This is a genomic window from Nocardioides bruguierae (assembly GCF_023554635.1).
Classification (GTDB): Bacteria; Actinomycetota; Actinomycetes; order Propionibacteriales; family Nocardioidaceae; genus Nocardioides; species Nocardioides bruguierae.
Genome location: NZ_JAMJPH010000010.1, coordinates 63,060 through 84,498, shown reverse-complemented (window position 1 = coordinate 84,498; position 21,439 = coordinate 63,060). Strand labels below are relative to the sequence as shown.

Here is a 21,439-nt window from a genome sequence, read left to right as displayed (position 1 = left end):
GGCACGTCGCGAACGACACGTCGGACGAAGGCGCAGGTCACAGGCGTGTCACCGGTTCGTCACCGATCCTTTACCCATCTGCTCGGCCTCGTCGGGCCGGGTCTGGACGCCGGGTCAGGCCTCCGTGCCCGCCTCGTCCGCGGCGTCGAGGGCCTCGCGGGCGGCGTCCGCCTGGGCCGTGCCTGCGCGCTTGTCGAGGGCCCAGCCCTCGATCAGCCGCACGGGGCCGGCGCTGACGGCGAGAGCACCCGGGGGCACCGTCCCGCGCACGACCGTTCCCCCACCGGTGGCCGCGCCGTCGCCGATCTCGACGGGGGCGACGAAGGTGTTGTTCGAGCCGGTCCGAGCGTGCTTGCCGACCACCGAGCGGTGCTTGGCCACGCCGTCGTAGTTGGCGAAGATCGTGCCCGCGCCGATGTTGGTGCCCTCGCCGATCTCGGCGTCGCCGACGTAGGAGAGGTGCGGCACCTTCGCGCCGGTGCCGATCACGGCGTTCTTGGTCTCGACGAAGCCGCCGATCTTGCCGCCGGCGCCCAGGCGGGTGCCGGGGCGCAGGTAGGAGAAGGGGCCGACGTCCGCCCCCGCGCCGACGACGGCGAGCTCACCGTGCACGCGCACCACGTGCGCGCCCGCGCCGACCTCGCAGTCGCGCAGGGTGGTGTCGGGGCCGACCACGGCGTCCTCGCCGACGGACGTGGCGCCGAGCAGCTGGGTACCGGGCAGGATCGTCACGTCCTGGGCCAGGTCGACGTCCACGTCGATCCAGGTGGTGGCCGGGTCGACGATCGTCACGCCCTCCCTCATCCACCGGTTCAGCACGCGGTCGTTGAGGATGCGGGCCAGGCCGGCCAGCTGGGCACGGTCGTTGGCGCCCTCGGTCTGCACGACGTCGTCCAGGACGTGCGCACCGATCTGGAGCCCGGCCTCGCGGGCCAGGCCCAGCAGGTCGGTGAGGTAGTACTCGCCCTTGGCGTTGTCGTTGGAGAGCCGGGGCAGGGCCTCGCGCAGGAAGCCGGCCTCGAAGGCCATGATCCCGGAGTTCACCTCGGCGATCTCGAGCTCGTCGCGGTCGGCGTCCTTGTGCTCGACGATCCGGACGACGTCCCCGTCGGCGTCGCGCACGATCCGGCCGTAGCCGCTGGGGTCGGGGACGACGCCCGAGAGCACGCTCACCGCGCGCTGCGCCGCCTCGTGGGTGGCCACGAAGTCGCGCAGGGACTCCCCCGTGAGCAGCGGGGTGTCGCCGTAGGCCACGAGCACGGTGCCGGTGGCGACGTCCGCGGCCTCGACGCCGACGCGCACCGCGTGGCCGGTGCCGCCCTGCTCCTCCTGCACGACGAGCTGCGCCGTCGGCATCCGCTCGCTCACGTGCGGCCCGACCAGCTCGCGCTGGTGGCCGATGACCGTGACGACGCGGCGCGGGCTCAGCTGCTCGACCGCCGCGAGGACGTGCCCGACCAGCGAGCGCCCGCCGATGGCGTGCAGCATCTTCGGCGTCTTGGAGCGCATGCGCGTCCCCCCGCCCGCGGCGAGGACGACGACGGTCAGGTCGGTGAGCACCGGCTGCTGCACGGAAGCGACTCCAGTCGGGTCGAGGAAGGTGGTCGGCCGTGCGGAGCGGCCCGACCGGCCCGCACAGACGCCCCACTCTAGGCGGGACACCTCCCTCCTCCCCCATGCCGGTCCGGCCCACACCCCCGCACGGACGCGGCGGGGCACCGCGAGCACAGGTCGGCACCGAGCGACCAGCCTCTCGCCGCCGGTCAGGGCGCCGTGAAACGGATCACGCCCCGCCCGCGGCGAGCCCTACTTTCGACGGGCGGCGCTTCGGCCGACCTCCGGCTCCCCCACCTTCGCGCGCCGCTCCTCACCAGGAGATCCCCCCATGCCCGAGATGCCCGAGATGCCCGTGCACCCCCGCCGCCGCCGCCCGTCCGCACCGCTGGTGATCAGCCTGCTCGCCCTGGTCCTGGCCCTCGTGGCCACCGGGGCCCCGGCCACCGCCGCCCGCCTCATCACCGGCCAGGACGTGAAGAACGGCTCCCTCACGGGCCTCGACGTCAAGGACGGCAGCCTGCGAGCCGCCGACCTGGCCGACGGCGCCGCCGGCGTCACCTTCTTCGGCCGCAAGCGCGTCCTGGCCTCCGCGGGCGACGACTACACCGCCTCCCTGGCGGCGGCGAAGAAGGTCGTCCTGCTCCGCCAGGGCCCGATCACCGTCTACGGCAAGTGCTTCATGGTCGGCACCACCATCAACTACGTCGTGGCGGTCTCGACGAAGGTGGACGGGGTGCTGATGGACTCCCGCGAGGACTCCCTCGTCACCGAGGGCGGCTTCCTCGACGTGGACACCCCCGAGACCGATCGGATCATGGAGGAGGACAGCGCCAGCGCCGGCACCGCCGACTCCGACGCCGAGGACAGCAGCGACTTCCTCATCCTCGCGCCCGACGGGACCACGATCCGCGGCTGGTCCGGCGGCGCCCTCAAGACCGGCGCGCTGCCCGGCGGCAACGGCCCGTTCGGCGCCGGCAAGGTCTGCCTGTTCACCGGCGGGGCCTTCCACAGCTGACCCGCCCCACCTGACCCGTGCCCGGGCAGCCACCCGGTGACCGACGGACGTCACCGGGTGGCCACCCGCCCGGCACCCTGACGCCACCCCCGGGCGCCAGGCTGGCCGGATGCACCGACGCGCCGGACGCCGACTCCTGCCGCTGCTGCTGTTCCTGGGCCTGGCGGCGGTCTACGTCCCGACGATCGGCACGAACCCCAGCCCGGACGTCTACACGGCCGACTTCGCCGCGTGGCACCTCGCCCGCACCGGCGACCCCGTGCCCGACATCAGCAACTTCCCGCTGCTGGACGACAACATCATCCGCGAGACCTGGATCGTCGAGACCGCCGACGGCCGCGAGGCGGTCGGCCGCTCCCCCGGCGTGATCGCCGCCGTCGTCCCGGCGTACTGGCTCGAGCACGTGCTCACAGGGGCGCCGGCGATCACCGCCCTGCCCGGCGGCCTCACCGCCGCGCTGCTCACGGCCTGCACCGTGACGCTCTTCTTCTCGCTCGTCCGGCGGCACCGCGGCGACCGGGAGGCGCTGCTGGCCGCCGGCCTGCTGGGGCTGGCCACGCCCCTGTGGTCGGTCGCGGCCGACGGGGTCTGGCCGCACACGCTCACCGCGCTGGGCATCGTCGCCACCGCCTGGGCCGCCGATCGGGAGCGGTGGTGGCTGGCGGGCCTGGCCGGCGGCGTCGTGCTGTGGGGCCGCGTGCACGCGGCGGTGGTGTGCGCGGTCCTCGGCCTCGGGGTCGCGTGGAGTCGGCGGCGTCCGCTGGTCGCCGTGCGCGTCGGCGTCCCGAGCCTGGCGCTGCTCGGGCTGATGGCCTGCTGGACCCGCTGGACGTACGGCTCGTGGGACCCGACCTCCGGCTACCGCGCCGGCGACTTCACCAGCACCGCCGGCGGCTACCTCACCGACCCGCTCGGACTCCTGGTCAACGCCGCCGGGTTCCTCGTCTCCCCCGACCGCGGCCTGCTCGTGTGGACGCCGCTGCTGCTCGTCCTGGCGCCCGCGCTGCGTCGCGGCTGGCCCGACCTGCCCGACTGGGCACGCTGGCTGGCCGTCAGCGGGCTCGTCTACCTGGCGACCCAGGGGCTGCTCGTGCGGTTCAGCGGCGGCGACCAGTTCTACGCCTACCGCACCAGCCTGGAGCTGGTGGTGGCCGCCGCCCCCGCGCTCGCGCTCACCGCGCATCGGATGGGGCCGCGGGCCCGCCGCTGGTTCACCCCCGTCGCCGTGCTGCAGCTGGTGCTGCTGGTGCCCGGGTCGGCGCTGGACGGGTTCTTCGTGCCGGTCGCGCACGTGTGGACGCGGAACGCGTTCGTGGTCGGCGCGCTCGAGCGTCCGGTCGAGGTCGGCCTGTGCACCGCCGCGGCCCTGGCGCTCAGCGCAGGGGTGCTGCGGGCGTGGCGCTCGGGGTGGCTGCGGGTCGAGCAGCCTCCCGCTCCCGGCGGGCCTCGTGCCGGGTCCGCTCCCGCATCACCCACGGCACCGCCGCCGCAGCCGCGAGCGCTCCGAGCCCCAGCACCCACGGCCACGGACCGGCCGCCGGGTAGGTCTGCTGGTAGCTGAAGATCGTGCTCCACTCCAGCACGGCGAGGCCGCCGACCGTCCACACCGTCATCACCACCGACCAGCCGGTGGCGCGGCGCCAGTCGGCCGCCCCGTCCCGCGCGACCTCGCGGCGCGGGCGCAGCAGCGCCACCATCGCGAGCGCGACCGGCGTGGCCAGGAACGCGATCACCTGCATCGTGTAGCGGTCGTGGAAGCCGCCGCCGTCGCGCACGAAGCCCGCGGTGTTGACGAAGGTGACCAGCGACAGCGAGCCGAGCAGCAGCCAGCCGGGGTCGGGCCGCCAGCCGGCCCGCCACGCCCCCGGCAGCAGCGGCAGGCGCCGCACGGCCAGCACCGGCACGACGAGCAGCCCGACGACCACCGCGACCGACGCGGCCAGGATCGGCTCGTCGAACCCCGGCACGCGGCCGAGGTCGGCGAGCGAGGTGACCGGCGAGCGCTGGAACTTCTCCAGGAGCGCGCCCTGGCCCGTCAGGTCGCCGTAGAGGGAGAGGTTGCGCAGGTACCACCAGGACGTCGCGGCCGCCGGCACGCCGCCCACCACCGCGGCCGCCACCAGGTAGCGGGGTCGTCGCGCCGCCCGTCGGGACAGCAGCCACGCCAGGCCGAGCGCGATCGCGCAGGCCGCCACGGCCAGCACCCCGGGCGCCCGGGTGCCGGCGGCCAGCGTCCCGGCCAGGGCCGCGACCACGACCCTGCGCCGGGTCACCTCCTCCGGGCCCCCGTGCAGCATCCGCACCGTCATCAGCAGCAGGAGCAGCGCGGCCGCGCTGCCCCACCCGTCGGACTGCGCGAAGCCCGAGCGGAGCACCAGGCTCGGGGTCACCGCCACGATCGTGGCCAGCGCCGCCACCGCCGGACGCCGGGGCACCAGCGCCCGGGTCAGCAGGCCGACCAGCAGCACCCACACCCCGTAGCCGGCCGTGTTGACCAGCCGCATGGCGATCACCACGTGCGAGACGTCGTCGCGGGTCAGCTCCCACACGGGCACGAGCAGCGCCACGTAGAACGGCGGGTGGTTGGCCACCCACGTGTCCTTGTGCGCGGCGTCCCAGCCCAGCAGCACCCGGGCGCCGCGGGGCACGTCCCCGGGGTCGGCCACGATCGGGGAGTCGATCGTCGGCAGCCTGCCCTCGGCCAGGTGCGCCACGTACCCGACGTAGGGCGCCTCGTCGTTGGCCCAGCTCGGGATCGAGGACACCAGCGCCACCTGCGCCCCGGCCAGCCAGACCAGCACGGCCAGCAGCAGGGGCACCGCCGAGCCCCGCAGCGCCCACGCCCTCATGCGGTGCGGCTGCCGGCCCGCGACAGGCGCAGCAGGGCCGTGCGCGTGGGGTAGGGCAGCGCCGGGGTCAGCCCCCGGGAGACCACCACCTGCAGACGCCCGCCGGAGGCCGCGACCTGGGCGTCGATCGCCTCCACGTAGCGGCGACGGTCGACGTTGTCGAAGACCACCAGGCCGTCGGGCGCCAGCCGCTCCAGGGCGCGCGCCAGGCACGCCTCGCGGGCCCGTCCGTCGATCACGACCAGGTCGAGCTCGCCCTCGACGTCGTCGATGGCGGAGACGTAGGCGGAGAAGTCCAGGCCCGCGTGGCCCGGCTTGGCCGAGGGCACCGTCGGTGAGGACGACGGCACGGGCGCCACCACGCGCAGGTCGACGTTGCCCGGCAGCCGGGGTGCGAGCACCTGCGCCCAGCCGGCGTCGTGCTCGACGGAGTGCACCTCACCGGCCCGCTCGGCCAGCCACAGCGTGGAGGCCCCCGAGCCCCACTCGAAGACCCGGGCCGCCCGCCCGGGCCGGTGCACCGCCAGGAAGGCCTGGACCCGGTCGAGGCTGTCGAACGTCCACCACGCCACGTCCAGTCGGACGAGGGCGTCGACGTCGTGGATCGCCAGCAGCGACAGCAGCCACGTGGCCGTGCGCGAGCGCGGGGAACGGCGCTCCAGCAGCGCGACCACGCCGAGGCGGGTCAGCACTCCACGGAGCACGCGGAGCACCCGGATGTAGAGCGTCTTCACCGCAGGCCCTCGCTCTCGGCGCCGGGTCGGACGGGCGGCTGGAGGGTGGCCAGCACCCGGCTCCGGACGCCGGCCTCGTACCGGGCCCGCCGCGTGTGCTCGAGGCCCACCTCGATGAGGTGCCGGTTGGCGCGGATCAGGTCCGCCACGATGCCGAGCATCAGGCACAGCGCGGCCATCAGCCCGAGGCCGAGCCCGACCACCTGGGACTGGACGTGCCCGCCGCCGTCCCCCTGCGCCACGAGCACCGCGTACCGCACGTACGGGGCCAGGCCGAGGACCGCGAAGACGCCCGCCAACCAGCCGAAGATCATGTACGGGCGGTACATCACGTAGGCGCGGGTGATGGCGGCCGCCGACCGGAACACGTGCTGGCGGTGGTTGCGGAACAGCCGCGACTCACGCGTGCGGGCGTTGGTCGTGACGGGCAGGGAGACGATGGCCATCCGCTTGTAGCCGGCCTGGATGATCGTCTCCATGCAGTAGGAGAAGCGGGTGACGGTGTTGAGCCGCAGCAGGCTCTCGCGCGAGTAGGCGCGGAACCCGCTCGCCGCGTCGGGCAGGTCGGTGCCCGCGGCCCGGTTGACCACCGCGCTGCCGATCCGCTGGAGCAGCTTCTTGCCGGGCGAGAAGTGGGCGATCAGGTGCGTCTGGCGGTCCGCCACGACGATGTCGGCGGCGCCGAGCACGATCGGCTGGACGAGGTCCGCGATCCGGGCCTGCGGGTACTGGTTGTCGCCGTCGGTGTTGACCACGATGTCGGCGCCCAGCGCGAGCGCGTGGTCGACGCCGTCGGTGAAGGAGCGGGCCAGCCCCTCGTTGCGACGGTGCCGGACGACGTGGGCGCCGTGCGCCAGGGCGACCTGGCTCGTGCGGTCGGTCGACCCGTCGTCCACGACGACGACCTCGAGCTCGTCGATGCCCGGGATGTCGCGCGGGATCGAGGCGAGCACGGAGCCGAGCGTCTCCTCCTCGTTCAGGCACGGGACCTGGACGACCAGCTTCACGACCGACCTCCGGCTCGTCGTGCCCCGGCGCGGTGCAGGGGCTGAGCAGGCACGCTAGGGCGGCTCGCAGCGTGGCGGAACGGGCGCCGCGCACTCCTCGGCGAGCGTGCATCCGCCGGTCACCGCAGCGTCGTCGGGGCGTCACCTGCCGCCCGGCCGGCCCGGTTCGGACTGGTTTTTGCGGGGCTGGGTCAGCCGGGCTGCGGCCCCGTGCGCACCTCCTCCTCCGAGCGCAGGACGCAGAACTCGTTGCCCTCGGGGTCCGCGAGCACGACCCAGCCGGTGCCGTCCGGCAGGCGACGGTCGTGCAGCTGCCGTGCCCCGAGGGCCAGGACGCGGGCGAGCTCCTCGTCCCGGGTGCCGGTGCGGGGGCGCAGGTCGAGGTGCAGGCGGTTGCGCCCGGGAGCCGGCTCGGCCTCGATGAAGAGCAGCTGGTGCCCCGTGTCCGGGTCGAGGATCATGCACTCCTCGTGCCCGGGCTCGTTGGGGTCGTCGGGGAGGTCGGTGTAGCCGAGCAGCGCCTTCCACCACTGGGAGAGGGCGTAGGCGTCGCGGCAGTCGACGGTGGTGTGGGAGACGAAGCAAGCCATGGGGGCATGCTGCTCGCCGGCGGCGGGTCCGTCCACGCCGAGACGAGCACCGATCCGGACACGACCTGTCCGGATCCGCGCGGCCGGTTGTCCGGGCGAGCGTCCGGGAACGTCCGGTCAGCCCGATTCCGCTGGACGGCCCTGCACCCGTCGTCCAACCTCGGTGGTGGTGTCGTCCGGGGGGTCGGCACCGCACATCCGGGGCCCAGCCGGGTGCGCGTCCTCCGCGAGGAGGACCGCACCCGGCCTCAGGGCCCCGGTCTCTTCCGGACGGCGTCCCGGCACAAGGGTGGACGCCCCCCGGACACCGCGTGAGTGTCAGCCGATGACGAACACCCACACCTCGCCCACCCGCTCGACGCCAACCCACCCGACGCTCGGCGACCTGGCCCGCTCCGGCCTGGTCCGCACCGTCGCGCTGCTCGCGGTCGCGGCACTCGTCCTCGCACTCCTGGCGTGGCACAGCCGCCCCGTCCCGACCGTGCGGGCCGACGTCGCCACGACTGCCGCCGGCGCGCTCCCGATCGTCGGCCGCTGCGAGGGCAGCCAGTACACGTTCGAGGGCGACGGGACCGGACGCGGGCAGGAGGGCGCCTACCTCATCACCTCGCTGACCCACGGGATCGACGCGGTGCTCTCCTCCGGCCGCGTCAGCGGCCGCAACGAGCACCAGCCGCTGACGTTCACCACCAACGTCAGCCGCGCAACGCCCCTCTTCCTCCAGGCCATCGAGAACAACGAGGTGCTGCGCCGGTGCGTCTTCACCACCTTTGGTCGCGACGAGAGCGGGGCCCGCGTCGCGCTCCAGCGGATCGTCCTGGAGCGGCCGCGGGTCCTGTCCTACCGCCTGGTCGGCAAGCCTGCCGACCGGTCCCGGGTCACCATCGCGCTGATGTACGAGAGCCTGGAGATGACGGACCTCGACACCGGCATCCAGGCGCAGGTCGACTGGCCGACCACGGCCTGACGCCCGGGACGGCGGTGGGAGGATCGCGTCATGGACGCCACCGCCGTGCCCGACCCGACCACGTCCCGGCCCCGCGTGGAGATCCGGTACTGCACCCGCTGCCGCTGGCTGCTGCGAGCGCAGTGGTACGCCGCCGAGCTGCTCCAGACCTTCGAGACCGACCTCGGCGAGGTGGCCCTGCTGCCCGCCTCCACCGAGGCCGAGGCCGGCGTCTTCCGGGTGGACGTGGACGGCACCCCGGTCTGGAACCGCAAGCGGGACGGCGGCTTCCCGGAGATCACCGAGCTCAAGCGCCGCGTCCGCGACCTGGTCGCCCCCGACCGCCCGCTCGGGCACGCGGACCGCGCCGCCCACTGACCTGCACCCCTTGCAGACCACCACCGGCCCGTAGTGGGCTGGGGGCATGATCCATTCTCGGGACATCCACGGATCCAGCGCGCCCTCACGAGGGCGCTCCCTCCCCCGGCTGCTCCTCGCAGCCCTGACCGGCCTCCTGACCACGGCACTGCTGTCCGTGGGCCTGGTGGCCACCTCCACCGCACCGGCGAGCGCGGCCTACCCCGTGCTCCAGGTCGGCTCCAGCGGCGCGGACGTCGTCGCCGTGCAGTACCTCCTCACCGACCGCGGCCTCTCCACGGCCGCGGACGGCCAGTACGGCTCGGGCACCGAGGCGGCGGTCTCGGCGTTCCAGTCCTCGCGCGGCCTCACCGCCGACGGCATGGCCGGCCCGCAGACCATCGGCGCGCTGGTGCGCACCCTGCGCCAGGGCGACAGCGGCCCGGCCGTCCAGGCGCTCCAGGTCGAGCTCAACAAGCGCGGGGCGTCGCTGGCCACGGACGGGGCGTTCGGACCGGCGACCGACAGCGCTGTGCGCTCGTTCCAGTCCTCCCGCGGCCTCAGCGTCGACGGCGTCGCCGGGCCGAACACCTGGGAGTCGCTCTTCGGTGGCAGCACCGGCACGCCCGGCACCTCCTACGACTCGCTCTCCGACGAGCAGCGGCAGAACGCGCGCACCATCATCGGCGTCGGCAAGGGCGCCGGCGTGCCCGAGTACGGCTGGGTGATCGCGCTGGCCACGGCGATGCAGGAGTCGACGCTCATCAACATCGACTACGGCGACCGCGACTCGGTGGGCCTCTTCCAGCAGCGCCCCTCGCAGGGCTGGGGCACCGTCGCGCAGTGCACCGACCCCGTCCTCGCCTCGCAGGCGTTCTACGGCGTCGCCACCCACACCCCGAACCCCGGGCTGCTCGACATCTCGGGCTGGCAGTCGATGACCGTCACCCAGGCCGCCCAGGCCGTGCAGCGCTCGGCCTACCCGGACGCGTACGCCAAGTGGGAGTCGCTCGCCCGCGACATCGTGGCCCACGAGGGCGGCGCACCAGCCATCTCCTGAGGCATGCGGCACGCGGGGCGGCCTGCGGCGGTGAAGACCGCGAGGGCGTCGATCCGGGCGATCCATGACATCCGTCCTGAGTGAGCCGGCCGACAGGCGTCTACGTTGACGACCATGAGCGCATCGACCGAGCAGGACCCCGCCGAGCGGATCGAGGTGTCACGCATGCTCGCCTCGCCTGCCAGTGCCGTCTTCTCGCTGCTCCGCGACCCGCAGGGCCACGTGGACGTGGACGCCTCCGGCATGCTGATGGACGCCACGGGAGACGTCGTCTCCGCCGTGGGTGACCGCTTCACCGTGCACATGGACCGTGAGGCGCTCGGCGACCTGCCGATGGGCGAGTACGACGTCGAGGTGGTGATCGAGGTCTACGAGCCCGACCGCGAGATCGCCTGGTCCATCATCGGCACGGTCAAGCCACCGATCGGGCACCGCTACGGCTACCGGCTGGACCCGGCGACGGCGAGCGCGGACGGCTCGCCCCGCACGCTGGTCACCAGCTACTACGACTGGTCCACGGCGCGGCCCGAGTGGAAGGCGATCTTCCCGGTCGTGCCCGAGCAGAGCCTCAAGGCCGGCCTCGGAGTGCTGGCGAGGACCGTGCGGCGGCGGCAGGGCTAGGGGCGCGTTCGTCCTGCGACGCCTCCTGACCTTGCTCCCCGGGTAGGAGTCGAACCTACGTCGCTAGTCCTGATTCAAAGTCAGGCGGGCCCTGCCGGCAGACCAACCGGGGAATGTGCCGCACAGGCTACGGGCCCCACCGGTGGCCCAGCACCTCGGGACCACCGCGCCCGTCCACCCGGCGCCCACCCCAGCACCGACCCCAGGTGCCCACCCGCAGCGCCCACCCGGGAGCATGGTCACCATGACGACCCACGACGAGTACCTCGCCGGCCTGCGTGACCGACTGCAGCAGGACGGCTGCGACGTCAGCGAGGCCGAGCTGCGCGGCGGACGCGCCCTGCTCGGCTACCGCAAGGACTTCAAGATCCAGTGGATGGGCTCGCGCCTGCACACGATGGTGCTGGCCCTGCCGTGGGACCGGGTGGACCTGCCCGCGCTCGAGGGCTTCGTCGCGGACGCGGCCCAGTGGTCGCACCTGAACAAGAAGGGCCTCTACAACGGCCTCCAGTCGGGCACCGCACTCTTCCCGGTGCTGGTCGGCAACGAGGTGACCCCGCCGGCCGCCCAGGCCGCGGCCGCGAAGCAGCGCCAGGAGTTCGGGCAGGTCACGCGCCCCGTCACCGTGGACCTCTCCACCGGCACCACCTCCATGTTCACCGGCAGCCCCGTCGTGGGGTTCGTGTTCAACGGCTTCCTCAAGGCCAAGTCCCGGGCGTACTTCGGCTGAGCCCCGGTCCGAGCGCCGGGCCGCACGTCGGGCGGCGTGTCGGGGCCAGGTCCTAGGGTCGGCCCATGGACCTCCCCGTCATGCCGCCCGTGCAGCCGATGCTGGCGAAGGCCGTCTCCGGCGTGCCCGACCCCGCGAAGCACGGCGGTCTGCTGTTCGAGCCCAAGTGGGACGGGTTCCGGTGCCTCGTCTTCCGCGACGGGGACGAGGTGGAGCTGGCCAGCCGCAACACCAAGCCGCTCACCCGCTACTTCCCCGAGGTCGTCGAGGCCGTGCTGGCCGAGCTGCCCGAGCGCTGCGTGCTCGACGCGGAGCTGTTCGTGGCGCTGCCCCAGCCCGACGGGCGCCGCAAGCTCGAGTTCGAGGTGCTCCAGGAGCGCATCCACCCCGCCGCGTCCCGGATCACGAAGCTGTCGCAGGAGACGCCCGCCGAGCTGGTCGCCTTCGACCTGCTCGCGCTCGGCGACGAGGACCTGACCGGACTCCCCCTCCAGGAGCGACGCGGGCGGCTCGAGCAGGCCCTGGGCCACCTGGACGAGTCGACGCGCTGCCACCTCACCCGGGTGACCGCCGACCCCGAGGAGGCAGGCGACTGGTTCCGTCGGTTCGAGGGCGCGGGCCTGGACGGCGTGGTCGCCAAGCCGCTCGGCTCGGTCTACGAGCAGAACAAGCGGACGATGCTGAAGATCAAGCACGAGCGCACCGCGGACGTGGTGCTGGCCGGCTACCGCGAGCACAAGACCTCCACCCCCGAGAAGCCGCTGATCGGCTCGCTGCTGCTCGGCCTCTTCGACAGCGAGCACGGCCTCCAGCACGTCGGGGTGAGCGCCAGCTTCACGGCCGCGCGCCGCGCCGAGCTGTTCGAGGAGCTCCAGCCGCTGGTCTGCCCCATCGAGGAGCACCCGTGGGGCGCCTGGCAGGAGTGGGCCATCGCGAACCCCGACCGCGTGCCGGGCACGCAGAGTCGCTGGTCGCAGGGCAAGGACCTCTCCTTCACCCCGGTGCGCCCCGAGCGGGTGCTGGAGGTCAAGTACGACAACATGGAGGGACGCCGGTTCCGGCACACCGCGCACTTCAAGCGCTGGCGCCCCGACCGCGACCCCGCGTCCTGCGGCTACGACCAGCTCGAGCAGGTGGTCGGCTACGACCTGGGCGCCATCCTGGGCGGCTGACCGCCGCGTCCGTCGCCGGACCGGAACAACGGGCGACACAGCGACGCGGCCTGATCGTCTGCCCAGGTCAGCGGCCTGACGGCGCGCCCCCGCGTGCGTTGTTCCGGTCCTGCGACGCCCCGCCCGTCAGCGGCGGCCGCAGACAGGCGGCGCCGAGGCGAGCACCCGGGGCCGTCAGCCCCTCCACTCACCCCCTCGGCAGGGCTACGGTGGTCGTGTGAGCTACGACGTCGTCCTCCTCATCGAGCAGCCCCTGACCAGCCGAGACGCCGATCAGGTGCGGGGCCTGCACGCCGGTCTCGCCGAGGACGGCGAGCAGGTCGTCTACCACCTCCTGCTCCCCGTCGAGGACGCCGGCGCCCAGGTGCAGGCCGCGATGGGCTCGCTCTCCGGCGACCTCACCGGCGGGCGCCCGCTGGACGTGCTGAGCACCGAGGAGGTCCGCGAGATCGACGCGGCCGCCCACGACCGCGCCTCGCAGGCGCTGCGCTCCTCCCTGGAGGCACTGGCCGACGCCGGCACGACCGCGCACGGCGAGACCACCGACGCGGAGCCCGTGGCCGCCTTGATCGCGAAGGTCGCCGAGGTCGAGGCCGCGGAGGTCATCGTGCTGACCGCGCCGCACGTGGTCAGCGAGTTCTTCCACGTCGACTGGACCTCGCGCGCACGTCGCCACCTCGGCGTCCCGGTGCTGCACCTGCTGGAGCAGGAGAACTTCGACGAGCAGGCCGGCGAGGGCGAGGGCGTCAGCGGGTTCTGAGCCCGCCGGCACGGCACGCAAACGCATACCCCCCGGGGTGTCACCGAGCAGTGGCCCCGGAGGCGCTTCTGTTACCGAAGACTGGGGATCTTGTGGATCGAGCGTTGGCGTCCGCGGTCAGCGTCGGATCTACTGTTGTTGCACCGGAACCGCTGGGGGCGGTTCCGAACAGGAACAGAGACGTATGCCGCGATCCTGGGGGGAACGCGGACACGTCTCGAACTTCCTGGCAGTAGGCCCGGCGTGATTCTTGGGGGAATCGCGGCGGGCGTATTCGACACACCTGCGTGGCGCCCTCCGTCCCAGTCGGCGCCACGCGGGTTCGTCAACTCAACACATCGCGTGCCCGGTTGGGGCCGGCACGCTCAGCAGGTGCCGGCGGCAGTCGGGGGCCCTCCCAGCCTCTTCTGCCACCGGCACCTCGTTGTTTTTCGCCCGGTCGGTTCCGGCCCCGGAGCCCTCAGTCGACGCGGTTGCCCTCCGCGTCCCAGTGCTCGGCGACCTTCTTGCTGGGCTGCACCCGCGGCGGCTCGCCCGGCATCTTCGGGTGGTCCGGCGGGAACGGCATCTCCCCACCGGGCAGCTCCTCGTAGGCCTCCAGCAGCGGGGTCAGGTCGTGCGCCACGTCGTCGATCGCCGCCCACGCGTCGCCGCGCTCGGCGAGGAGACCGGGCACGGTGGTGAGGTTGTGGGCGCGCGGGTCATCGGTCTCGGCGAGCTCGGCCCAGGTGAGCGGCGTCGAGACCGGCGCGCCCGGCAGCGGCCGCAGCGAGTAGGCGCTGGCGATCGTGCGGTCGCGGCAGTTCTGGTTGTAGTCGACGAAGATGCGGCTCCCCCGCTCCTCCTTCCACCACGCGGTGGTCACCCGGTCGTCGGCCCGCTCCAGCAGCTGGCCGAAGCCGATCGCGGCGTGCCGGACGTCGAGGAACTCCCAGCGCGGCTCGATCCTCACGTAGACGTGCACCCCGCGGTTGCCCGAGGTCTTCACGAAGGCGGTCAGGCCCAGGTCGGCGAGCAGGTCGCGGGCGACGGCGGCGACCGAGGCCGCGTCGGCGAACGTCGTCCCGGGCTGGGGGTCGAGGTCGATGCGCAGCTCGTCGGGGCGGTCGACGTCGCCGCGGCGCACGGGCCAGGGGTGGAAGACGACGGTGCCCATCTGCGCGCACCACACGGGGATCGCGATCTCGGTGACGCACACCTCCTCGGCGGTGCGCCCGGACGGGAAGGTGACCCGCACCGGCTCCAGGTACTCGGGAGCCCCCTTCATCACGCGCTTCTGGTAGAACGCGTCGGCGTCGCGGTCCTGCGGGCCCGTCGCCAGCCGCATCCCCTCCCGGACGCCGGAGGGCCACCGCTCGAGGGCGACCGGCCGGTCGCGCAGCGCCCGCATGAGACCGTCCTCGACGCTGACCAGGTACTGCGCCACGTCCAGCTTCGTGATCGCCGGCGTGCGGTCGGTCTGCTCGAAGATCACGCGCTCCGGGCTGCTGACCCGGACCTCGCGCTCCCCCGCCTGCACCATCGCCGCCGCTGCCTTCGCCATGGCGGTGAGCCTAGACGCGCGCCGGACCGCCCGAAACTGCGTGGCGGCCCGTCGCGACCGCCTCCTACGGTGGCTGCGTGAGCACCCCGCACGCCCCCGCCGACCTGACCTTCTCCACCGTCGACGTCCACGCCACCGAGGGCGAGGCGCTCCAGCGCCTGCACGCCTACGGGGACGCCTGGTCGCGCGGGTTCCACGAGGGCTCGATGAGCGAGAAGCAGCGCGAGGCCTGGCTCGAGCACAGCCGGGCCGACGACGTGACCCTGCGTGCGGCCTACCCGACCGGCCCGCTGGTCGACACCACGCAGCCCGTCGGCACCTTCTCCAGCTGGGACGGCTCGATGAACGTGGGTGCCGAGCGGATGCTGGGCCTGCACATGATCACCGATGTCACGGTCGCGCCCACCCACCGCCGTCGCGGCATCCTGTCCCGCCTCATGCGCGAGGACCTCACCGCCGCGGCCGAGCGCGGCGTCCCACTGGCGGCGCTCACGGTCTCCGAGGGCGGCATCTACGGCCGCTTCGGCTTCGGGGTCGCGACCCGGCGGCGTCGGGTCACCGTCACCGCCCGCGCCGGGGAGTTCGCCCTGCGCCACCTCGAGGACGACGGCACGCTGGTGCTCCTGGACCCGGCGGCCGCGGCCGTCCACACCACCGCCGTCTTCGAGCAGCACCTGGCCCGCACCCGCGGCGCCGTGACCCGCCCGTCGTTCTACCGACGCCTGGCCGAGGGGTTCGACTTCGAGTCGGGCGAGCCCGACACGAAGCTGCGCTGCGTGCTCCACCTCGACGCCGCCGGGCAGCCCGACGGCTACGCCTACTGGAAGCATGCGCAGGAGGGCGGCGCCTCGCGCGTCGACGTCGGGATGGCCCAGGCGCTCACCGGCGTCGCGCACCTGCGGCTGTGGCAGTTCCTCACCGACGTCGACCTGGCCCACGAGGTGCGCGCCACCCTGCCGCTCGAGGCGCCGCTGGACGCCGCGGTCACCGACCCGCGCGCGGTCCGCACCGACGAGGTGCGCGACATGCTGTGGCTGCGCGTGCTCGACGTGCCGGCCGCGCTCGAGGCGCGACCGTGGCGCGAGGACGGCGCCGTCGTGCTGGACGTCGCCGACCCGCTCGGCCTCGCCGGCGGGCGGTTCCGGCTCACCACCGCGAAGGGCGTGGCGTCCGTGACCCCGACGCAGGACCCGGCCGACGTCCACCTGGGCGTGGAGACCCTCGGCGCGCTCTACCTCGGCGACCGGGGCGTGCACACGCACGCCGCGGCCGGCCGCGTCACCGGGCCCGGGGTCGCGACGTTCGCGGCGCTGGCCGACGACGCCGGCCCCGCGCCGTGGTGCAGCACCGGCTTCTGACGAGGCCTCCGGGCGGCCGGCTCAGCTCCGGGGGGTGACGAGCACCGAGACGACCTGGACGACGTTGAGGCCGTAGGCCTCGTCGGCGTAGGCCTGGATCGTGCCGTCGTCCCACGGGGTCAGCGCGACGACCTGCTTCGAGGCCCCCACGTAGGTGGAGGTGATGCCGGGGACGCCGCTCAGCTCCGCCGAGATGGTGGTCAGCTGGGCGTCCTCGTAGCGCCGCAGCGGGGTGCTCGGGTCCGCGACCGGCACCGTGGGCCCGTCGTAGCGGGCCGCGGGCACCGCCTCGGTGACCGTGTAGGTCTCCCCGTCCCAGGTGCCCGTGAGCTGGTACTCGCCGTAGGTGGTGCCGGCCTTCGTGGTGGACGAGGCACGCGGCTGGTCGTCGAAGGCGAAGCCCGCCAGGTCGGTGCCCGTGCACTGGGGCGGCACGCTGCTGAGGATCGGCCCGAGGCAGGCGACCGGCCCGTCGCCCTCGTCCAGCACCGTCACCGGACTGCGGGTGGTGATCGGCTCGCTGCTGGTCGGCACGGAGGGCAGGGCGACGTCCGGGTCCGCGATGGCGTCCTCGTCCACCGTCGGCGAGCCCTCGGCGGCGGTGCTCGTGCCTGCCTCGCCCTCGCCGTCGGAGGAGCAGCCGACGAGCGCGGTGAGCGCGAGCAGCGGGACGACGGCCGCGACCGCGCCGCGGCGCAGACCCCGGCTCGTGCGAGCGGGCAGGTGCGTGGTGAGCGGAGTCTTCGGCATGGCGGCGCCATGCTGCCACGCCTGCAGCACGGGGGCGTCGCGGGCCGGTCACGAGCGGCGCACGACCCGGGTGGTGCCCGCCCGCGCCGTACGCTGGAGGCATGACCACCCCGGACGAGAAGTACACCGTCGCCAAGACGGACGAGCAGTGGCGCGAGCAGCTCTCCCCGGAGGAGTTCCACGTGCTGCGCCAGGCCGGCACCGAGCGGGCCGGCGTCGGCCGACTGACCGACACCGAGATCGTCGGCGTCTACCGCTGCAAGGCGTGCCAGGCGAAGCTGTTCGAGTCCGACACCAAGTTCCACTCCGGCTGCGGCTGGCCGTCCTTCTACCAGCCGATCACCGACACCATCGAGTACATCGAGGACAACTCCTTCGGGATGAAGCGGGTCGAGGTGCGCTGCGCCTCCTGCGGCTCGCACCTCGGGCACGTCTTCCCCGACGGCTACGGCACCCCCACCGGCGACCGGTACTGCATCAACAGCCTCTCGCTCACCCTCGAGCCCTCCGACGGCTCGGGCCCGGTGGCCGGCTGACCTGCACCGACGACGACGCCCGGTTCGGTTGCATCGTTCCGGGCGGCGGGCTCGACGGGCAGAGGGATTTTCCGGACCGGCCTGTGTGCGCAGGCTGAGCGGACTGCTCACCGACCACCGGAAGGTCCGCCCATGTCCAGCACGTCCCTCTCGCCCCAGCCCGGTGTCGAGGCCCTGCGTCGGGCAGCGCCCGGCCGTGTCCACCTCCCCGGCGAGGCCGGCTACGACGCCGCCCGGACGCCCTGGAACCTCGCCGCTGCGCAGCACCCGGCCGTGGTGGCCGAGCCCACCAGCGTCGAGGAGGTCCGGGCGCTCGTGGACGCGGCACGGACGGCGGGGCTGCGGATCGTCCCGCAGACCACCGGGCACGCGGCCGCCGCGCTGGGCGGCCGTGCCGACGGGGCACTGCTCCTCCAGCTCCGGCACCTGCGCGGCGTCGAGGTCGACCCCGCGGCCCGCACCGCCCGCGTCCTGGGTGGCACCACCTGGCAGGAGGTCGTCGCCGCGGCCGCCCCGCACGGCCTGACCGCCGCGCACGGCAGCGCCGGCGACGTCGGGGTGGTCGGCTACGCCCTCTCCGGCGGGCTCTCGTTCTACGGACGCCGCCACGGCCTCGCGGTCGAGCACGTCCGCGCCGTGGAGCTGGTCCTGCCCACCGGCGAGCTGGTCCGGGCCACCGTGGACGTCGAGCCCGACCTGTTCTGGGCATGCCGCGGCGCAGCGGCCACGCTCGGCGTCGTCACCGCCGTGGAGATCGACCTGCTCCCGTACCCGGACGTGCACGCCGGCATGCTGCTGTGGGACGCCGTCCACGCGGCCGCTGTGCTGCCGGCCTGGCTCTCCTGGACCGAGGACCTGCCCGAGTCCGTCACCACGAGCCTGCGCGTGATGTCCTTCCCGCCGCTCCCGGAGCTGCCGCCGTTCCTCTCGGGCCGTTCCGTCGTGGTCGTCGACGGTGCCGTGCTCGAGGACGACGACGTGGCCGGCGCCCTGCTGGCCCCGCTGCGAGCCCTGGACCCCGAGATGGACACCTTCACCCGAATGCCCGCGCCCGGGCTGCTCGAGGTGCACATGGACCCGCCGACGCCCACCCCGGCCACCAGCGTGCACGCGCTCCTCGGCCCGCTGGACGCCGACGGGGTGGCCGCCGTCCTCGCCGCCGCCACGACGCCCTCACCGCTGCTGTTCACCGAGCTGCGGCACCTGGGCGGCGCCCTCGCCCGCAGCAACCCCGAGGGCGGCGCCCTGACCAGCCTGCCCGGCAGCTACCTGCTGCACTGCGTCGGCGCCGTCGTCAGCCCGGAGGTCGGCGCGGCCGCGCGGGCGGCCGGCGAGGGCGTGCACGCGGCCATGCGGCCCTGGCACGTGGACGGGGCGGCCCTCACGTTCGTCGACGACGTCGTGGAGGGCACCGGGTCGCCGGCGCAGGCCGCGTTCTGCGCCGACGCGCTGCGGCGCCTGCGGATCGTCCGCTCCGTCTACGACCCCACCGACGCCGTGGTCGCCGCCCGCACCCTCGACTGAGGGGCGGGCGGCCCGGGGCTGACGCCTGGGACCCTGGAACCCCCTGGAACAGCGATCAGGGACCAGCGACCATGGACCAGGGATCAGGGGAGCTTGGCGACCAGCTCGGCGACAGGGGTCTTGGCGCCGGTGTAGAACGGCACCTCCTCGCGCACGTGCCGGCGGGCGGCGGAGGCGCGCAGCTCACGCATGAGGTCGACGATCCGGTACAGCTCGTCGGCCTCGAACGCGAGGATCCACTCGTAGTCGCCGAGGGCGAAGGAGTTCATCGTGTTCGCGCGGACGTCGACGTAGTCGCGGGCCATCTTGCCGTGCTCGACGAGCATGGCGCGGCGCTCCTCCTCCGGCAGCAGGTACCACTCGTAGGAGCGCACGAACGGGTACACGCACACGTGGGCCTTGGCGGTCTCGTCGGCGAGGAACGCCGGCACGTGGCTGCGGTTGAACTCGGCGGGGCGGTGCAGGGCGAGCTGCGACCAGACGGGCTCGAGGCGCGCACCGAAGGCGGTGCGGCGGAACGCGTGGTAGGCCTCCTGGAGCTGCTCGGAGGTGGGGGCGTGCCACCAGACCATGAGGTCGGCGTCGGCGCGCAGGCCGGCCACGTCGTAGACACCGCGGACGACGACGCCCGCCTCGGCCAGGCCCGCGAACAGCCTCTCGACCTCGGCGGCCTCGGCCTCGCGGTCGGCGTCGCCGAGCACGTCGCGCAGCTTGAAGACCGACCACATCGTGTAGCGGATCGTGTCGTTGATCTCGCGCAGGCGGGCGGCGTTGGTCTGGGTGTCGCTCATGGCGTCCATTCTGTCTCGGGCGGGGTGGGAGCTGATCAGGGGTCTCAGACGGTGACGGGCACCGTGGCGAGCACCTCACGGGCGGCCCGCTGGGCGGAGCCGATGACCGCGGGGATGCCGACACCGTCGTAGGCCGCGCCGCACACGGCGAGGCCCGGCTGCCCCGCCACGTCCGCGCGGACCTCGGCGACGGCCTCGGTGTGGCCGAGGCCGTACTGCGGCAGCCCGGCGCCCCAGCGCTGCACGTGGGTGTCGACGGGCTCGACGTCGGGGGCGAGCGCGGTGCCGACGGCCGCCCGCAGGTCCTCCAGCGAGAGGGCGACCAGGTCGGCGTCCGGGCGCTGGAGCACGGCTTCCTCGCGGTGGCGGCCGAGCGAGGTGCGCAGGAACGCCAGGCCGTCGGCCGCGCCGGCGCGCCGCACCCAGTCCCACTTGGCGAACGACCAGGTCGAGGCCTTGATGGAGCGGCCGTCGACGGGCGGCACGAGGAAGCCCGAGGAGCCCATCGCGTCGAGCGCGGCGACGTCCTCGGTGCGGAACGCGAAGGTCACCACGGCCACGCTGGCGGCCTCCATGGCGGCGAGCCGCGCTGCGGCCGCGGGCGCCACCTCGGCGAGGAGCCGGGCCGCGGGGGCCGTCGGGGTCGCGAGCACGACGGCCCCGGCCTCGAGCCAGGTGGCGTCGGTGGTGGGGCCCACGAGGACCCGCCAGCCCGCGCCGTCCGGGTGCCGCTCCAGGCCCCGCACGGTGGCGTCGGTGCGCACCGTCAGCTGCTCGGCGAGCCGCTCGGGCAGCAGCCCCATGCCTCCGGGGACGCCGGCGAACACGGGCGCCTGGTAGGTGCTGGCCGTCGTGTCGGCGGACGCGCGGCCCGCCTCGAGCAGCGAGCCCTGGGCGGCCAGCCGCAGCAGCTGCGGGGCGGCCACCCGCGCGGAGATCTCCCGGGCGTGGCCGGCGTAGACCCCGCCGAGCAGGGGCTCGACCAGCCGGTCGGTGACCGCCGCGCCGAAGCGGGCGTCGACCATCTCGCCGACGGTCACGTCCCCGCTCTCGGGCAGCTCGTAGGGCGGCAGCGAGGGCTCGGCCAGCACCTGGGCCAGCTCCTCGGCAGTGAGGATGCCGGACTCGCGCAGCGCCTCGACGTCCTGCGGGACGCCCATCAGCGAGCGCGGCAACGGCCGCAGCGCGCCGCGGGTCCACACCCGCGAGCGCGCCAGCGCCGGGTGCTCGACCTCGAGGCCCACGGCGGCGGCCAGGTCGACGCCCTCGGGCCGCCGGTTGAGCATCGCCTCGGCCCCGACGTCGACCAGGTGCCCGGCGACGCGCTCGCGTCGCAGCTTGCCGCCGACCCGCGGCGAGGACTCGAGCACCAGCACCGAGCGCCCCGCCTGCTGGAGCTCTCGGGCGGCGGCCAGACCGGCGATGCCACCCCCGACGACGATCACGTCCCACGACACGCTCTCACTGTGCCACGCGGCTCCGGGCGGCCCCCGCTCGTCGGGTCTCCCGGCCGTCCCGGAGTGACCTGCAGCCCACCCC

At 74.2% G+C, this 21,439-nt stretch carries 20 protein-coding genes and 1 tRNA gene; 11 read left to right on the top strand and 10 right to left on the bottom strand.

Annotated features, from left to right (window positions below; genetic code table 11):
* Positions 1-114: 114 nt before the first annotated feature.
* The gene (gene glmU, locus M8316_RS06895) at positions 115-1,572 is read right to left on the bottom strand and encodes a bifunctional UDP-N-acetylglucosamine diphosphorylase/glucosamine-1-phosphate N-acetyltransferase GlmU (RefSeq protein ID WP_308195972.1); all 1,458 of its coding nucleotides are present in this window, start codon (positions 1,570-1,572) and stop codon (positions 115-117) included.
* A gap of 313 nt (positions 1,573-1,885) precedes the next feature.
* On the opposite strand from glmU, the gene M8316_RS06890 reads away from it, so the two are divergent.
* Complete coding sequence (locus M8316_RS06890) at positions 1,886-2,572, top strand: hypothetical protein (protein WP_250053157.1); 687 nt, start codon at positions 1,886-1,888, stop codon at positions 2,570-2,572.
* A gap of 1,373 nt (positions 2,573-3,945) precedes the next feature.
* Here M8316_RS06890 and M8316_RS06885 read toward each other — a convergent pair.
* From M8316_RS06885 to M8316_RS06870, 4 genes are all read right to left on the bottom strand, one after another.
* Positions 3,946-5,421 (bottom strand): hypothetical protein, encoded by a 1,476-nt coding sequence (locus M8316_RS06885; RefSeq protein WP_250053155.1) that lies wholly within the window; start codon positions 5,419-5,421, stop codon positions 3,946-3,948.
* A complete protein-coding gene (locus M8316_RS06880; RefSeq protein WP_250053153.1) occupies positions 5,418-6,155 on the bottom strand; it encodes a class I SAM-dependent methyltransferase in 738 nt (245 codons plus the stop codon). The genes M8316_RS06885 and M8316_RS06880 overlap by 4 nt, the downstream gene beginning before the upstream one ends.
* The gene (locus M8316_RS06875; protein WP_250053151.1) at positions 6,152-7,162 is read right to left on the bottom strand and encodes a glycosyltransferase family 2 protein; all 1,011 of its coding nucleotides are present in this window, start codon (positions 7,160-7,162) and stop codon (positions 6,152-6,154) included. Before M8316_RS06875 ends, M8316_RS06880 begins: the two co-directional genes overlap by 4 nt.
* A gap of 191 nt (positions 7,163-7,353) precedes the next feature.
* Positions 7,354-7,752: a VOC family protein gene (locus M8316_RS06870; protein WP_250053149.1), complete on the bottom strand. Its 399-nt coding sequence runs from the start codon at positions 7,750-7,752 to the stop codon at positions 7,354-7,356.
* 325 nt (positions 7,753-8,077) lie between these two features.
* Between M8316_RS06870 and M8316_RS06865 the strand changes: the two genes are divergently transcribed.
* From M8316_RS06865 to M8316_RS06850, 4 genes are all read left to right on the top strand, one after another.
* Entirely contained in the window at positions 8,078-8,719 is a 642-nt protein-coding gene (locus M8316_RS06865; RefSeq protein ID WP_250053148.1) for a type VI secretion system tube protein Hcp, read from the top strand.
* A 30-nt stretch (positions 8,720-8,749) separates the two neighbouring features.
* Positions 8,750-9,076, top strand: coding sequence for an Rdx family protein (locus tag M8316_RS06860; protein ID WP_250053147.1), 327 nt, complete (start codon positions 8,750-8,752; stop codon positions 9,074-9,076).
* 46 nt (positions 9,077-9,122) lie between these two features.
* Complete coding sequence (locus M8316_RS06855; RefSeq protein ID WP_250053146.1) at positions 9,123-10,115, top strand: peptidoglycan-binding domain-containing protein; 993 nt, start codon at positions 9,123-9,125, stop codon at positions 10,113-10,115.
* 114 nt (positions 10,116-10,229) lie between these two features.
* Positions 10,230-10,736 (top strand): SRPBCC family protein, encoded by a 507-nt coding sequence (locus M8316_RS06850; protein WP_250053145.1) that lies wholly within the window; start codon positions 10,230-10,232, stop codon positions 10,734-10,736.
* A gap of 34 nt (positions 10,737-10,770) precedes the next feature.
* Here the strand turns inward: M8316_RS06850 and M8316_RS06845 are convergent.
* A tRNA-Gln gene (locus M8316_RS06845) sits at positions 10,771-10,849 on the bottom strand.
* 131 nt (positions 10,850-10,980) lie between these two features.
* Here M8316_RS06845 and M8316_RS06840 point away from each other — a divergent pair.
* From M8316_RS06840 to M8316_RS06830, 3 genes are all read left to right on the top strand, one after another.
* Entirely contained in the window at positions 10,981-11,466 is a 486-nt protein-coding gene (locus tag M8316_RS06840; protein ID WP_250053144.1) for a hypothetical protein, read from the top strand.
* A 65-nt stretch (positions 11,467-11,531) separates the two neighbouring features.
* Positions 11,532-12,638 carry an ATP-dependent DNA ligase gene (locus M8316_RS06835; protein ID WP_250053143.1) on the top strand — a complete coding sequence of 369 codons (1,107 nt, stop codon included), beginning with the start codon at positions 11,532-11,534 and terminating at the stop codon, positions 12,636-12,638.
* 217 nt (positions 12,639-12,855) lie between these two features.
* Positions 12,856-13,398, top strand: coding sequence for a hypothetical protein (locus M8316_RS06830; protein ID WP_250053142.1), 543 nt, complete (start codon positions 12,856-12,858; stop codon positions 13,396-13,398).
* 460 nt (positions 13,399-13,858) lie between these two features.
* On the opposite strand, the gene M8316_RS06825 is transcribed toward M8316_RS06830, so the two are convergent.
* Positions 13,859-14,941, bottom strand: a complete 1,083-nt coding sequence (locus M8316_RS06825) for a DNA polymerase domain-containing protein (protein WP_250053141.1) — start codon at positions 14,939-14,941, stop codon at positions 13,859-13,861.
* A gap of 77 nt (positions 14,942-15,018) precedes the next feature.
* On the opposite strand from M8316_RS06825, the gene M8316_RS06820 reads away from it, so the two are divergent.
* Positions 15,019-16,299, top strand: a complete 1,281-nt coding sequence (locus M8316_RS06820) for a GNAT family N-acetyltransferase (RefSeq protein WP_250053139.1) — start codon at positions 15,019-15,021, stop codon at positions 16,297-16,299.
* 21 nt (positions 16,300-16,320) lie between these two features.
* Here M8316_RS06820 and M8316_RS06815 read toward each other — a convergent pair whose 3' ends face one another.
* Entirely contained in the window at positions 16,321-17,049 is a 729-nt protein-coding gene (locus M8316_RS06815) for a hypothetical protein (RefSeq protein WP_250053137.1), read from the bottom strand.
* 101 nt (positions 17,050-17,150) lie between these two features.
* Here M8316_RS06815 and msrB point away from each other — a divergent pair, with 101 nt between their 5' ends.
* Both msrB and M8316_RS06805 read left to right on the top strand, forming a co-directional pair.
* The gene (gene msrB, locus M8316_RS06810) at positions 17,151-17,585 is read left to right on the top strand and encodes a peptide-methionine (R)-S-oxide reductase MsrB (protein ID WP_250053135.1); all 435 of its coding nucleotides are present in this window, start codon (positions 17,151-17,153) and stop codon (positions 17,583-17,585) included.
* Positions 17,586-17,717: 132 nt separating this feature from the next.
* On the top strand, positions 17,718-19,109 hold the full coding sequence (locus M8316_RS06805; RefSeq protein WP_250053133.1) for an FAD-binding oxidoreductase: 1,392 nt from the start codon (positions 17,718-17,720) through the stop codon (positions 19,107-19,109).
* A gap of 83 nt (positions 19,110-19,192) precedes the next feature.
* Here the strand turns inward: M8316_RS06805 and hemQ are convergent, their stop codons facing one another.
* Both hemQ and hemG read right to left on the bottom strand, forming a co-directional pair.
* Positions 19,193-19,900, bottom strand: a complete 708-nt coding sequence (gene hemQ, locus M8316_RS06800) for a hydrogen peroxide-dependent heme synthase (RefSeq protein ID WP_250053131.1) — start codon at positions 19,898-19,900, stop codon at positions 19,193-19,195.
* Positions 19,901-19,944: 44 nt separating this feature from the next.
* Positions 19,945-21,357, bottom strand: coding sequence for a protoporphyrinogen oxidase (hemG, locus tag M8316_RS06795; protein WP_250053129.1), 1,413 nt, complete (start codon positions 21,355-21,357; stop codon positions 19,945-19,947).
* Positions 21,358-21,439: the final 82 nt, after the last annotated feature.

Bases quoted from the DNA above. Each gene is read 5' to 3' on its own strand.
- M8316_RS06890 (WP_250053157.1), top strand. From the start codon at position 1,886: ATGCCCGAGATGCCCGAGATGCCCGTGCACCCCCGCCGCCGCCGCCCG.
- M8316_RS06885 (WP_250053155.1), bottom strand. From the start codon at position 5,421: ATGAGGGCGTGGGCGCTGCGGGGCTCGGCGGTGCCCCTGCTGCTGGCC.
- M8316_RS06870 (WP_250053149.1), bottom strand. From the start codon at position 7,752: ATGGCTTGCTTCGTCTCCCACACCACCGTCGACTGCCGCGACGCCTAC.
- M8316_RS06865 (WP_250053148.1), top strand. From the start codon at position 8,078: ATGACGAACACCCACACCTCGCCCACCCGCTCGACGCCAACCCACCCG.
- M8316_RS06860 (WP_250053147.1), top strand. From the start codon at position 8,750: ATGGACGCCACCGCCGTGCCCGACCCGACCACGTCCCGGCCCCGCGTG.
- M8316_RS06855 (WP_250053146.1), top strand. From the start codon at position 9,123: ATGATCCATTCTCGGGACATCCACGGATCCAGCGCGCCCTCACGAGGG.
- M8316_RS06850 (WP_250053145.1), top strand. From the start codon at position 10,230: ATGAGCGCATCGACCGAGCAGGACCCCGCCGAGCGGATCGAGGTGTCA.
- M8316_RS06840 (WP_250053144.1), top strand. From the start codon at position 10,981: ATGACGACCCACGACGAGTACCTCGCCGGCCTGCGTGACCGACTGCAG.
- M8316_RS06835 (WP_250053143.1), top strand. From the start codon at position 11,532: ATGGACCTCCCCGTCATGCCGCCCGTGCAGCCGATGCTGGCGAAGGCC.
- M8316_RS06825 (WP_250053141.1), bottom strand. From the start codon at position 14,941: ATGGCGAAGGCAGCGGCGGCGATGGTGCAGGCGGGGGAGCGCGAGGTC.
- M8316_RS06815 (WP_250053137.1), bottom strand. From the start codon at position 17,049: ATGCCGAAGACTCCGCTCACCACGCACCTGCCCGCTCGCACGAGCCGG.
- msrB (WP_250053135.1), top strand. From the start codon at position 17,151: ATGACCACCCCGGACGAGAAGTACACCGTCGCCAAGACGGACGAGCAG.
- M8316_RS06805 (WP_250053133.1), top strand. From the start codon at position 17,718: ATGTCCAGCACGTCCCTCTCGCCCCAGCCCGGTGTCGAGGCCCTGCGT.
- hemQ (WP_250053131.1), bottom strand. From the start codon at position 19,900: ATGAGCGACACCCAGACCAACGCCGCCCGCCTGCGCGAGATCAACGAC.